This window comes from uncultured Paracoccus sp. (genome assembly GCF_947496875.1).
Taxonomy (GTDB): domain Bacteria; phylum Pseudomonadota; class Alphaproteobacteria; order Rhodobacterales; family Rhodobacteraceae; genus Paracoccus.
On sequence record NZ_CANMEH010000009.1, the window covers coordinates 111,249 to 123,879 of the forward strand.

At 67.3% G+C, this 12,631-nt stretch carries 12 protein-coding genes; 2 read left to right on the top strand and 10 right to left on the bottom strand.

Annotation, left to right across the window (positions count from 1 at the left end):
* Positions 1–138: 138 nt before the first annotated feature.
* From Q0938_RS12415 to ehuB, 6 genes are read right to left on the bottom strand one after another with little or no spacing between them, the layout of a single operon-like run.
* A complete protein-coding gene (locus Q0938_RS12415) occupies positions 139–1,125 on the bottom strand; it encodes a cyclodeaminase (protein WP_299362737.1) in 987 nt (328 codons plus the stop codon).
* Positions 1,115–2,122 (bottom strand): hydroxyectoine utilization dehydratase EutB, encoded by a 1,008-nt coding sequence (gene eutB / locus Q0938_RS12420; RefSeq protein WP_299362739.1) that lies wholly within the window; start codon positions 2,120–2,122, stop codon positions 1,115–1,117. Before eutB ends, Q0938_RS12415 begins: the two co-directional genes overlap by 11 nt.
* Positions 2,123–2,935 (bottom strand): ectoine/hydroxyectoine ABC transporter ATP-binding protein EhuA, encoded by an 813-nt coding sequence (gene ehuA, locus Q0938_RS12425; protein ID WP_299362740.1) that lies wholly within the window; start codon positions 2,933–2,935, stop codon positions 2,123–2,125. It lies immediately after the preceding gene.
* Between the two features lie 2 nt (positions 2,936–2,937).
* Positions 2,938–3,606 (bottom strand): ectoine/hydroxyectoine ABC transporter permease subunit EhuD, encoded by a 669-nt coding sequence (ehuD, locus tag Q0938_RS12430; RefSeq protein WP_299362742.1) that lies wholly within the window; start codon positions 3,604–3,606, stop codon positions 2,938–2,940.
* Positions 3,603–4,268, bottom strand: coding sequence for an ectoine/hydroxyectoine ABC transporter permease subunit EhuC (gene ehuC / locus Q0938_RS12435; protein WP_299362744.1), 666 nt, complete (start codon positions 4,266–4,268; stop codon positions 3,603–3,605). The genes ehuD and ehuC overlap by 4 nt, the downstream gene beginning before the upstream one ends.
* Positions 4,269–4,323: 55 nt before the next feature.
* Positions 4,324–5,166 (bottom strand): ectoine/hydroxyectoine ABC transporter substrate-binding protein EhuB, encoded by an 843-nt coding sequence (ehuB, locus tag Q0938_RS12440; RefSeq protein ID WP_299362746.1) that lies wholly within the window; start codon positions 5,164–5,166, stop codon positions 4,324–4,326.
* A 199-nt stretch (positions 5,167–5,365) separates the two neighbouring features.
* Between ehuB and Q0938_RS12445 the strand changes: the two genes are divergently transcribed.
* Positions 5,366–6,550, top strand: coding sequence for a M24 family metallopeptidase (locus Q0938_RS12445; protein ID WP_299362749.1), 1,185 nt, complete (start codon positions 5,366–5,368; stop codon positions 6,548–6,550).
* The gene (gene argE / locus Q0938_RS12450) at positions 6,550–7,710 is read left to right on the top strand and encodes an acetylornithine deacetylase (protein WP_299362752.1); all 1,161 of its coding nucleotides are present in this window, start codon (positions 6,550–6,552) and stop codon (positions 7,708–7,710) included. Before Q0938_RS12445 ends, argE begins: the two co-directional genes overlap by 1 nt.
* A 67-nt stretch (positions 7,711–7,777) precedes the next feature.
* Here the strand turns inward: argE and Q0938_RS12455 are convergent, their stop codons facing one another.
* Genes Q0938_RS12455 through Q0938_RS12470 form a run of 4 tightly spaced genes read right to left on the bottom strand, consistent with a single transcriptional unit; the run spans position 7,778 to position 12,589 of the window.
* Positions 7,778–9,106 (bottom strand): FAD-dependent oxidoreductase, encoded by a 1,329-nt coding sequence (locus tag Q0938_RS12455; RefSeq protein ID WP_299362754.1) that lies wholly within the window; start codon positions 9,104–9,106, stop codon positions 7,778–7,780.
* Entirely contained in the window at positions 9,103–10,743 is a 1,641-nt protein-coding gene (locus Q0938_RS12460) for an ABC transporter ATP-binding protein (RefSeq protein ID WP_299362756.1), read from the bottom strand. Before Q0938_RS12460 ends, Q0938_RS12455 begins: the two co-directional genes overlap by 4 nt.
* Positions 10,740–11,618 carry an ABC transporter permease gene (locus Q0938_RS12465; protein ID WP_299362758.1) on the bottom strand — a complete coding sequence of 293 codons (879 nt, stop codon included), beginning with the start codon at positions 11,616–11,618 and terminating at the stop codon, positions 10,740–10,742. The genes Q0938_RS12460 and Q0938_RS12465 overlap by 4 nt, the downstream gene beginning before the upstream one ends.
* Positions 11,615–12,589 (bottom strand): ABC transporter permease, encoded by a 975-nt coding sequence (locus tag Q0938_RS12470; RefSeq protein WP_299362760.1) that lies wholly within the window; start codon positions 12,587–12,589, stop codon positions 11,615–11,617. The genes Q0938_RS12465 and Q0938_RS12470 overlap by 4 nt, the downstream gene beginning before the upstream one ends.
* Between the last annotated feature and the right edge of the window lie 42 nt (positions 12,590–12,631).

Sequence of the window (12,631 nt, forward strand, 5' to 3'; positions counted from 1 at the left end):
GCGTAGTTGAAGTGCGCAAACTCCTCCATCCCGCAAGCGGATGGACATCCTCGGCATCGAAGAGGCTCGCCGTGCGGTCTGTCGATCGTCGGACCTATCAGCAGAACGGCGGCATCCTGTGCAGTGCGCTTCACCGTCTCACGCCATGATCATCGTGCCGGCCTCGGGAAACCGGTCCCGGACATGGATCGCGATCGCGGTATCCTGCACGCCGGTGCCGGTCAGGTCGCAGATCGTGATGTCGTCCGGCGACCGGCGACCCGAAGCACGGCCCAGGATCACGTCGCCGAGTTCAGGCGGCGTGCCGCTGTTCCAGAGCCCTGCGGCCAGGGCGGCGCGAAGCTCCCCCCGCTCGGCGCATTGGCTCGCCCGGTCGCAGACATAGGCGTCGGCGCGCGCCAGCGCCGCGGGCTCAACCTCGGACTTGCCGTCCTGATCGGAGCCCATGGCCGTGACGTGAAGTCCGGGGTGCAGCCAGTCGGCCCGCAGCACCGGTGTCCGCGACGGTGTCGTGGTGACCACCAGCTGGCTTTCCGCCACGAGGGCCGCCGGATCGTCCACGGCCTCGGCTACGACATCGAGCCGGCGGGACAGGTCGGCGGCGCAGGCGCGGGCCCGGTCCCCGTCGCGTGCATGCACAAGCACGCGCGAGAAGGGGCGCACTAGATGCGCGGCCTCGATCTGAAGCCGCGCCTGCACGCCCGCGCCGATCACACCTGCCGTCTGCACCGTGTGCGGCGCAAGATGGCGCGCGGCGACCGCCCCGGCCGCGGCTGTGCGGAGGTCGGTTAGATAGCCGTTGTCCAGGAAGATCGCCTGCACCAGCCCCGTGCTGGCGGACAGCAGGATCATCAGGCCGTTCAGGCTCGGCAGGCCGATCTTGGGGTTGTCGAAGAACCCGGGCGACACCTTGATCGCGAAGCCGTCCGCGCCGGGCATCCACGCAGTCTTGACGTCGACCTCGCCATTGACCGCGGGGAGGTCCATCGAGAGGACCGGCGGCATGACGACACCGCCCCCCGACAGGGCCGCGAAGGCGCGTTCCACGACGTCCACCAGCGCGAGGTCGAGCGTCACGATCTCCCGGAGTTCGGCCTCGGTCACGATCCGTATGTCATGCGGCATAGGCACGCCCCCTTACCGTCCGATCCCCGATCGTCACGTCCTGTCCCGCGATGATCCTGGTGAAGAGCGACATGTCGACATTCCGGCCGGTGACGATGGTGGCGAGCGGTCCGCCGCCGGCCCGGACCTTGCCTGAGTGGACGGCGGCTAGCCCAACGACCGCCCCGCCCTCGGCCACGATCCGGTCCTCGAAATAGAGCATCTGCATGGCGTCGCGGATTTCCTCTTCGGTCACCAGCACCGCGTCGTCCAGCAACGCGCGGCACAGCGGAAAAGAGAGCCGGTTCCCGAGCCCGATCCCGCCGCCGAGGCTGTCGGCCAGCGAGGCAACCTCGCGAACCTCGACCGGAGTCCCGGCGTGAAGCGACGCGGCCATGGCAGCGCCACGGTCCATGGTGACGCCGATCACCCGGATCGTCGGGCTGACTGTTTTGGCGGCCACAGCCACACCCGCTGCCAGCCCGCCGCCCGACAGCGGCACGAGGATCGTGTCGAGGTCGGGCCGCGCCTCCATCATCTCGAACCCGACGGTGCCTTGCCCTGCGATCACGCGCGCATCGTCGAAGGGCGAGATCTCGACAAGCCCCTCGGCCGCGCAGATCCTGAGGCTCTCCGCCATGGCTTCGTCCTGGGACTCTCCGACGATCCGGACCTCGGCGCCTAGCGCGCGGACGCCCTCGACCTTGGCCTGCGGCACCAGCCGCGACATGCAGATCACGGCCCTGATCCCCCGCCGCGCAGCCGCGTAGGCGACGCCGCGACCGTGGTTTCCCGTCGAACAACAGGTGACGCCCGCGACGTCGCGGGGAAGGGCGGCCACCGCGTTGACCGCGCCGCGGAGCTTGAAGGCGCCGATCGGCTGCATCGTCTCCAGCTTCAGGAAGAACTCCTGCCCCGCCAGCGTCGACATGAAGGGCGAAGGCACGAAGGGCGTCCCATCGGCGATGCCCCGGATCACCGCCCGTGCCCCGAGGATATCGGCCAGCGTGACGCCCATTCAGCCGGCATCCTTCACCGCCGACAGGAATTGCTGCGTCCGCTCCTTCTGCGGCGCCTCGAACAGCTGGTCGGGCGGGCCCTGCTCTTCGATCCGCCCCTGGTAGAAAAAGCAGATGCGGTCCGAAATGTCGCGCGCGAAGCCCATCTGGTGGGTCACCATCAGCATGGTCAAGTTGTGCTTTTCCACCAGGCTGCGGATGACGTTCGTCACCTCTCCGATCACCTCGGGGTCGAGCGCCGAGGTCACCTCGTCGAAGAGCATCACCTTGGGCCGCATCGCAAGGGCCCGGGCAATGGCCACCCGCTGCTGCTGGCCGCCCGACAGGCGCGACGGATGCTGGTCCTTCTTCTCGATCATGCCGACCATCTCGAGCAGTTCCTCGGACCGGGCCCGCGCCGCCTGCTTCGACATTCCCAGGACCTGTACAGGCCCTTCCATGCAGTTCTGAAGCGCCGTCATGTGCGGGAACAGGTTGAAGTGCTGAAAGCACATGCCGATCGAGGACCTTGCCTTCCTGAGATACCGTTCGTCCGCCGGGACGAGCTTTCCGTTCCTTTCCATGTGGGTCAGCGGCTTGCCATCGACATAGATCACGCCGCCGTTGATCGTCTCGAGCGTCATCAGCATCCGCAGCACGGTGGTCTTGCCCGAGCCCGACGGGCCGATGACCGTCACCATCTCGCCCTCGGCCACGTCGAGGTTGAGGTTGTCCAGCACTGTCAGCGACCCGTAGCGCTTGGTCACGTTCATGAACCGCACCATCGGGCGGTCACCCTCGGGCAGTTCCAGCGGATAGGCGGAGAGGTCCATGCTCAAAGTCCCAGCTTTCGGCGCACCCGCGCCTCGAACAGCCGCACGAAGCCGGCCGCCGGCAGCGAGATGGCGAGGAAGATGACGCCCACGAGGGTGTAGGGTTCGAGAAAGCGGTAGTTCTCGGATCCTATCGCGTTGGCGGTGTGGAGCAGTTCGGCCACCCCGATCACGCTCAGCATCGGCGTGTCCTTGAAGATGCCGACCAGGTAGTTCCCCATCCCGGCGATCGACGGCGGCAGCGCCTGCGGAATGACGATCCGCACATAGGTGTCGCGGGTGGACATGTTGAGCGCGCGGCAGGCCTCCCACTGGCCCTTGGGCACGGATTCGATCCCGCCGCGGTACACCTCGGAGAGATAGGCCGAATAATGCAGTCCGATGGCGATCATCCCTGCGGTCCAGGGCGACAGGCGAATACCGAACTGCGGGCCCACGTAGAACACGAAGAAGATCTGCAGGACCAGCGGGGTAGACCGGATGAATTCGACGATTTCTCGCACCACGACGGTCAGCACTCTCCACGGCGTCCGCTGCGCAAGCGCGAAGACGAGGCCGAGAACCACGGCGATGGCATAGCCGGTGCCCGCGGCAAGGAGCGTGTTGCCTGTCGCCACCAGCAGGCGCGGCAGGATCTCGAGGGTGAAGTCCCAGTCCCACTCGAACCTCATGCGCGTCCGAGCCTCCGGGCCATGACCCGTTCCAGCCAGCGCATGACCGGCGTGATGATGAAGCGCGCGAGGATGTAATAGACGATCAGCGCCGTCCCGAAGGCCTGCGCGGACAGGAAGGTCGAGGCATTGATCTGCCTTGTCTGGAACATCAGGTCCGTCACCGAGATCAGCGCCACCAGCGCCGTCCCCTTCAACAGTTCGATCAGCAGGTTTCCCCAGGGCGGCAGCATCAGGACGAGCGCCTGCGGCAGGATGATCCGCCGCATCCGCTTGGCCGGCGACATGGAAAGGGCATAGGCGGCCTCCCACTGGCCCTTGGGCACCGCCTGGATTGCGCCGCGCACGATCTCGGCCCCGTAGGAACCGACATTGAGCCCGACCGAGACGAAGCCCGCCGTGAACTTGTCCAGCGAGATGCCGAAGAGCGGCAGCACGTAGAAGATCCAGAAGAGCTGAACGAGAAGCGACGTGCCCCGGAAGACCTCTATATAGACGACCGCGAGGCCGCGGATCAGGGGATTACGCGACCGCTTGCCCAGCCCCGCGGCCAGTGCGACCACCACGGCAACCGCGGCGGCCAGCAGGAACTGGACGATCGTGACATAGGTGCCGCTGGCAATCAGCGGCCCGTAGGTCTCAAGGAATTCCCAGAGGGACATAGGCTTCTACGCCGTCACGCCGCGGAAAGGGGGCGGACCGGCCGCCCCTGATCCGTCAGCGGTTGGCGCAGACCCATTCGGTCGTCACGTCGCCCGGCAGCGTGGCTTCGCCATAGCCGTACTCCGCGACCGCGGCCAGCATCTCCTCCGATCCCAGGTAGTCCGCCTGCGTCGCATTGAAGGCGTCGACGAAGTCCTGATCGTCCTTCCGGAAACCGATCCCGGCCCAGTTGAAGGACTCTTCGGGCATCGCGTCAGGATCCGACACCTCGAGTTCACCGTTGGCGCTGTCCGCCAGCTGGCGCATCGTGAAATAGGTCCCGGCACCCGCGTCGGCGCGGCCCGCGCGGACGGCTGCGAGGATCTCGGTCGGTCCCGGGACCTGCATGATGTTCCCGTCCTCGACCCCTGCATCGCGCGCCGCCTGGATGTTCGAATAACCCGCGCCCGTCACCATGACGGCGCCGGTCTCGCGGATGTCCTCGTAATTGCCGAGTCCCTTCGGATTGCCCTCGGGAACGAGAAACCCGTCGCCGATGCGGGCCATCGGCTCGGAAAAGGCAACGTTCTCGCATCGAGCGGCGAGGATGTTCATCCCGCCCGTGATGATGTCGAAACGCCCCGCCTGAAGCCCCGGGATCAGCCCGCCCCAATCGGTCTGCACGGGTTCGATGTTGGTGTGCCCCATCGATTCGAGCACACCCAGCGTATGGGCATTGACGAAGCCGCGCGGCTCGCCGTTCTCGCCGGGATAGGCGAAGGGAAGCTCGTTGGCAAAGCCGATGCGGATCGGATCCCCGGCCTCGATGCGCTCCGTCAGCGGTCCCGCTTCTGCCGCGACCGTCGCCGCGCCGACCGTGATCAGGGCTGCGAGCGTTGTCTTGAGAGATTTGTTCATGGGACCCTCCGTTGGTGAACGATGTACTGTCGTTGAAACCGATCTTTCGTGTGCCGCTCACATCATTAACCCCTGACCTCTGCTGTCAACAAAATATCCCTTTCAAGAATCCGACCTTCGGGACAATGATTTGTCGTGTGCCCATCCTTTTGGCGCATGTTCCGAAAAACCTTCTGCCCATTTCCACGTCAGGCATCTCATGGGAAACGCGAACCCCGCCTTCAGCACCGCCGAATACGAACGCCGCCTGAACAAGACGCGCCGCGAGATGGAGCGCAGGGGTGTCGATGTCATCTTCATCACCGACCCGTCCAACCAGGCCTGGCTGACCGGCTATGATGGCTGGTCGTTCTATGTCCACCAGGGGGTGATCGTCCCGGGCGATGCCGATCCGGTCTGGTGGGGCCGCATGCAGGACACCAATGGCGCGCGCCGGACCGTCTGGATGGAGAGCGACCGGATCGCCGGATATGCCGACATTTTCGTGCAGTCGACGACCTGCCACCCGATGGAAGACCTCGCCGCGCTGCTGCGGGCGATGGGGTTCGGGTCGGCCCGGATCGGGGTCGAGATGGAGAACTACTACTACTCGGCACGCGCGCACGCGGTGCTCGAGTCCGAACTCCCCCAAGCGACGTTCGTGGATGCAACCGCGCTGGTGAACTGGCAGCGGCTCGTGAAGTCCGGTGAAGAGATCGCCTTCATGCGCAAGGCAGCGGCCATTTCGGAGGCGATCATCCGGGTGGGGACCGAACTCGCCCGCCCGGGCCTCCGGAAGAACGAGCTCGTCGCCGAGATCAGCCGCGCCGCGATCATCGGGGTCGGCGACGACTGGGGCGATTACCCGGCCATCGTGCCGCTCACGCCGTCGGGGATGGACGCGACCGCACCCCATCTTACCTGGAACGGCGACGTGATGCGGGCGGGCGAGGCGACCTTCTTCGAACTCTCGGGATGCTATCGTCGCTACCACGCGCCGCTGTGCCGGACGGTCTTTCTGGGCACCCCGCCCGACGACATGCTCCGGGCCGCGGCCGCACTCACCGAGGGGCTGGAGGCCGGCCTTGAGGCCGCCCGCCCCGGGAACCGCGCGTGCGACGTCGCCAATGCGCTTGGTACGGCGCTCGCAAGGTCGGGGATCGAGCGTGCCAACCGCTGCGGCTATCCGATCGGGATCTCCTATCCGCCCGACTGGGGCGAGCGTACTGTCTCGCTTCGCCCGACGGACGATACCGTGCTGGAGGCGGGGATGACCTTCCATTTCATGCCCGGGCTCTGGCTCGACCAGTGGGGGCTCGAGACCACCGAGCCGATCCTGATCCGCGACGACGGACCGGCCGAGACCTTCTGCGGCATCGAACGCAAGCTCTTCGTGAAGAACTGATGACGACGCTGGACGAGACGAAGGCACTGCTCGCGGAACTTGTCGCCTTCCCGACGGTATCGTCGGACAGCAACCTGGCGATGATCGCACATCTCGCCGGGCGGCTTGAATCATCGGGGGCGCGCGTCGACATCCACCTCGATCCGTCGGGGCAGAAAGCGAACCTGTTCGCCACGCTGGGCCCCGACGCGAATGGCGGGATCGTCCTGTCGGGGCACACCGACGTGGTGCCGACGACGGACCAGAGCTGGACCAGCGACCCGTTCGAACTGCGCGAGGACGGCGGCCGACTCTACGGCCGCGGGACGTGCGACATGAAGGGATTCATCGCCGCCGCGGTCATCATGGCGCCGCGCCTTGCCGAGGCTGTCCGCGACCGGCCCCTGCACTTCGCCTTCACCTATGACGAGGAGACCGGGTGCATCGGCGCGCAGGCGCTTGCCGCCACGCTGCGCGACCGGGGGCTGTGCCCGTCCGTTGCCATCGTCGGGGAGCCGACCTCGATGCGGGTCGTCGAGGGTCACAAGGGATGCCACGAATACACCACGCATTTCACCGGCCTCGAAGGCCACGGCTCCGCCCCTGATCGGGGCGTGAACGCGGTGGAATACGCTGTCCGCTACGTCGGCCGGCTTCTCGAACTGCAGGAGGCGCTGAAGGATCGCGCCCCCGCCCGCACCCGGTTCCAGCCGCCGTGGACGACGATCAACACCGGCGCGCTCACCGGCGGCCACGCGCACAACGTCATCCCGGGCCTCGCACGGGTCGACTGGGAGATGCGGCCCGTTCAGGCGGGCGATGCGGACTTCGTCAAGGCCGACCTGACCCGCTATTGCGCCGAGAGGCTGCTGCCCGCCATGCGCGCGGTCTCGCCCGAGGCCGACATCGTGACCGAGACGGTCGGCGAGGTCGCGGGCCTCATGCCGGCAGACGAGAACGAGGCCAAGGCCATCGTCATGGAACTGACCGGGGCGAGCGCCGCTGATGTCGTCCCGTTCGGCACCGAAGCCGCAATCTTCCAGGCCCTGGGCCTGTCCGCGGTAATCTGCGGCCCCGGCTCGATCGAACAGGCGCACAAGCCCGACGAATTCGTGTCGCTCGCCCAACTCGCCGAGTGCCTCGGGATGCTGGAGCGGCTTGGGGGCAAGCTCGAAGGGTGAGGTCCACAGCGTCGCATCCGCTCTGACGGCGCTTGGAAGACTTCGCGTGTCAGGCCTCGGAACCCGCTCAGTCGATCCGGATCTCGGTGCGATCCTTGCGGCGAAGCCAGGCGAGGTAACCCGGCGCCACCCGCCGGGCGATGGCGCTGAAGGGCAGCGGCGCAGGGTCAGACAGCGGCAGGGCGAGCTGGCTTTCGGGCGTACCCGTCACGGCCCCGGCCATCTCGCGTCCGAGCGAGACGGCCAGTGCCACACCGCGGCCATTGCAGCCCGTCCAGGTCCAGCCATCGGGGCCCAGCTTGTGGATGCGCGGAAAGCGGTCCCACGTCATGCCGATGTAGCCGCTCCACACATGTGTCATCTCGGGCACCCCCATCTCCGGGAACGCCTCGGCCAGCCGTAGCGCGGCCTTTTCCCGCACCCGGTCCGCAGCGCGGCGGCTGCCGATCACGGCACCGCCGGTGATCATCCGGTTGCGCGCGTCGTAGCGGAAGAAGCGCAAATCGCCGCTGGTGTCCGACACCGCCTGCCGCCCCGGCAGGAGCCGGGCCCGCAAATTGTCGCCCATTGGCACGGTCGCCATCTGCCACGACAGGACCGGGACCACGCCGCGCGAGATGCGCGAGGCGAGCGACCGTTCGACGAGATCCGTATAGGCGTTCGTGGCGAGGATCAGCGCCCGCGCCCTGACCGAACCCTGCCTGGTGCGGACCCTCCAGCCGTCGCCTTCCCGCGTCCAGCTGGTCACCGGGCTGGCCTCGTGGATCACGGCGCCAAGGCGTTCTGCCGCTTGCGCCAACCCGCGGGCAAGCCCGAGCGGGTTCACGTGGCCGCCTGTCGGGTTGAACATGCCACCGTGCCAGAAGTCGGTGCCGAGCATCGCCTCGGAGGCAGCGCTGTCCAGCAGTTCCGCCGGAAAGCCGAAGCGCCGCCACGCTTCGACCCGCTTCTCGCTGATCCGCAGGCGCCCGGGCGAGTGTGCCGGCTGGAACCAGCCGGTCTGTTCGGCCTCTGCCGCGGCGGCGATGCCTTCCTGCCGGATCGTGTCGAAGAGATATGCCGCGCTGCCGCCGACGAGGCGGGCAAACCGCTCGCCCGCCTCGCCCCAGCGGGCGACCATCGCGTCAGGCTCGGCGGCCGTCAGCGTGGGGATGACCTGGCCGTTGTTGCGCCCCGACGCGCCCCATCCCACCGCGTTGGCCTCGATCACCCGCGATGCGATGCCCCGCCGCGCCAGGTGCAGCGCCGCGGAGAGTCCCGTGAACCCGGCCCCCACGATCACGACCTCGGCCTCGACATCACCCCCCAGTGGCGGGCCGGCCTGCCGCGGGACCGACACGCTTGCCCAGAGCGACGGCGGGAACGCCGCGGTCTTGTCCGGATCAGCCCCGCTCATGCGGCGTCCTCCCGAATCTGGGGCGGCGTCCAGTCCCGTCCGGGGACCGACGCGAGCAGCTTGCGCGTATAGGCGTGCTGGGGATTGGCAAACAGCTCCGCCGTCACGCCGGTCTCGACCACCCTGCCCTTTTCCATCACCGCCACGCGATCGCAGAGTTGCGCCGCAACCCGCAGGTCGTGGGTCACGAACAGCAGTGACAGTTCCAGCCGTTTTCGCAGATCCGCAAGCAACCGCAGCACCTGCGCCTGCACGCTGACGTCCAGCGCCGACACGGGCTCGTCCGCAACGATCACCTTCGGCTCGAGCGCCAGCGCCCGGGCGATGCCGATCCGTTGCCGCTGCCCGCCCGAGAACTCGTGCGGGTAGCGATCCGCGGCGGCGGGCGACAGCTCGACGAGCCGCAGCAGTTCACGCGCCTGCTCACGGGCCGCGCGCGGCGGGGTGCCGTGGACGATCGGGCCTTGCGCGATCAGGTCGACGACGCGCTTGCGCGGGTTGAGCGAGGCCATCGGATCCTGGAACACCATCTGGATATCGGCGCGCATCGCACGCAGATCACCACCCGACGCGCTCAGGATGTCACGCCCATCCAGCGTGACACGGCCCCCGTCCGCGTCGAGCAGCCGGGTGATGCAGCGGGCAACGGTGGTCTTGCCCGACCCGCTTTCCCCGACGATCCCGAGGGTTTCGCCGCGGCGCAGGTCGAACGACACCTGATCGACGGCTACCACGGCCTTGCGCCGGCCGCCGAAAATCCCGCCACGCGCCCTGAAGGTCTTGCGCATCCCTTCAGCCTTCAGGACCGTCGGTGCGCCGTCGAAACTGCGCGGCGCGGGCGGCGTCAGGTCGGGCACGGCCGCGATCAGCGCGCGGGTATAGGGGTGCTGCGGCCGGTTCAGGATCTCGTCCGCCGTGCCCTGTTCCACAAGCTCTCCCCGGCGCAGGACCGCGACCCGGTCGGCGATCTCGGCTACCACCCCGAAATCATGAGTGATGAAGAGCACGCCCGAGCCGTGACTTTCCTGCAACTCGCGGATCAGACGTAGGATCTGCAACTGGGTGGTCACGTCCAGCGCCGTCGTCGGCTCGTCCGCGATGATCAGGCGCGGGTCCATCGCCAGCGCCATCGCGATCATCACCCGCTGCCGCTGCCCGCCCGAGACCTGGTGCGGATAGGCGTTCATCGCCGAACGCGGGTCGGGGATATGCACCTGCTCGAGCATCTCCAGCGTCCTCGCCGCCCGCGCCTTGCGACCGAGACTGGTATGGAGCCTCAGCACCTCGTCGATCTGCCAGCCGACCGTCTTCTGCGGGTTCAGCGCCGTCATCGGCTCCTGGAAAATCATCGCCATGCGGTTGCCGCGCAACTGACGGATCTCGCGCTCGGACAGTGTTGCAAGGTCCTGCCCTTCCAGCCGGATCCGGCCATCGGTCATGCGCACCGACGGCTCGGGCAGCAGGCGCATCACGGCTCCGGCCGCCAGGCTCTTGCCGGACCCGCTCTCGCCCACAAGACACAGGATCTCCCCGCGGTTCACCGTCAGCGACAGCCCGTCCAGCGCCAGCGGCCGGTCCGACCCCTCGGGCAGCGCGACCCGCAGATCCTCGATCTCGAGTATAGGTGCCTCGCTCATGTCTTCTTCTGCCTCGGGTTCAGCACCTCGTTCAGCCCTTCGCCCAGAAGCGAGAAGGACAGGACCGTCAGCACGATGGCAAATCCCGGAATGGCGGACACAAACCATGCGGTGCGCAGCACGGCCCGGCCCTGGCCGATCATGTTGCCCCAACTCGCGTAATTCGGATCGCCGAGCCCGAGAAAGGCAAGGGCACTTTCAAGCAGGATCGCCAGCGCCATGATGACGGAGGCGTAAATGACGATCGGCGGCAGCGCGTTCGGCAGGATCTCGCGGAAGATGATGGCCGTGTGACCCACGCCGAGGTTTCGCACCGCCTCCACGAACTCGCGTCTGCGCAGCGACATGAACTCGGCCCGTGAGAGTCTGGCCGGGGCCGTCCACGAGACGATGCCGATGGCCAGCACGATGTTCTCGATCGAGGATCCGAGGATCGCGACCAGCGCCAGCAGCAGCACGAAGCTGGGGACCGTCTGGAATGCCTCGGTGACGCGCATCAGCACGTCGTCCACCCAGCCGCCAAAATAGCCGGCAAGCGCCCCGATGACGACGCCGATCGCGATCGAGATGACGGTTGCGACGACGCCGATCAGCAGCGAGATGCGCGCCCCGTGCAGGATGCCTGCAAGGATATCCCGGCCAAGCTGGTCCGTGCCGAGCGGGGTGTCCCAGGTCTGGAACGGCCATGTCAGCGGCGGCCCCGCGCGCCGCAGCGGATCGACGGGTTCGTAGAGTCCGGCCACCGCAGCCAGCAGAACCACGCAGCCGAGCAGGACCAGCCCCAGCACCGCCGCCTTGTTGCGCCGGTAGCGTCGCCAGAACACCCGCCAGCGCGGCTCCTCAGGGGGAAGATCGATCGGATCGGCGAGGCTCATGCCAGCTCGATCCGACTGTCGAGCCGGGCATAGAGGAGGTCGGTCAGGAAATTGACGACGATCACGACCACCGAGCTGAGAAAGATGATGCCCATCAAGGTGTTCATGTCGCGCTGGATGACGGACTGGTACGCAAGCTGGCCAAGCCCCGGCAGCGAGAAGATCGTCTCCACCACCACCGAGCCCCCGAGCAGCGTCGAGAACTGCAGGCCCAGCAGCGTGACCACCGGCAGCAGCGCGTTGCGCATGATGTGATGGACCATCAGCCGCGTCTCGCCTGCGCCCTTGGCGCGGGCGGTGCGGACATAGTCGAGCTCGGCCACCTCCAGCACGCTGGCGCGCATCAGCCGAAGGTAGAAGGCCAGATAGATCAGGGACAGCGCTGCGGTCGGCATGACGAGGTGCCTTGCGACGTCCAGCACGTGGTCCCACCCGGTATGGAACGCGGCGATGGTCCGGATTCCCCCGACTGGAAGCCAGCCGAGCTTGACCGAGAAGATGACGATCATCATCAGCGACAGGAAGAAGCTGGGCGTGGCGTAGAAGATCAGCCCGAGCGTCGAGATGACGTTGTCGGTTGCCGAATACGCTCGCCGAGCGGCGATTGCACCCAGCAGGATGCCGATCGTGAACGCGAAGAACAGCGAGGCGCACATCAGCATCAAGGTCGTGCCGAGCCGGTCGAGCAGCACGGTGGCGACCGGCTGCTCATAGACGTAGGACCAGCCGAAATCGAACTGCGCCATCTTGGCAAGATAGCGCCACAGCTGCACCCAGACGGGCTGATCCAGTCCGTACTCCGCGCGCAGGCGGGCGATGAACTGCGCGTCGGCGCCGCCCATGTCACCGACCAGCGCATCGACCGTGTCGCCCGGCGCAAGCTTCAGCAGCAGAAACGCCCCGACCATGATCATCAGGATCACCGGCACCGCCTGCAGCGCACGCCTGAGGGCATAGATCAGATACGCCATCGTCTACTCCATCGCGGGCGGCGCACCGCCCCGGTCCGCGCC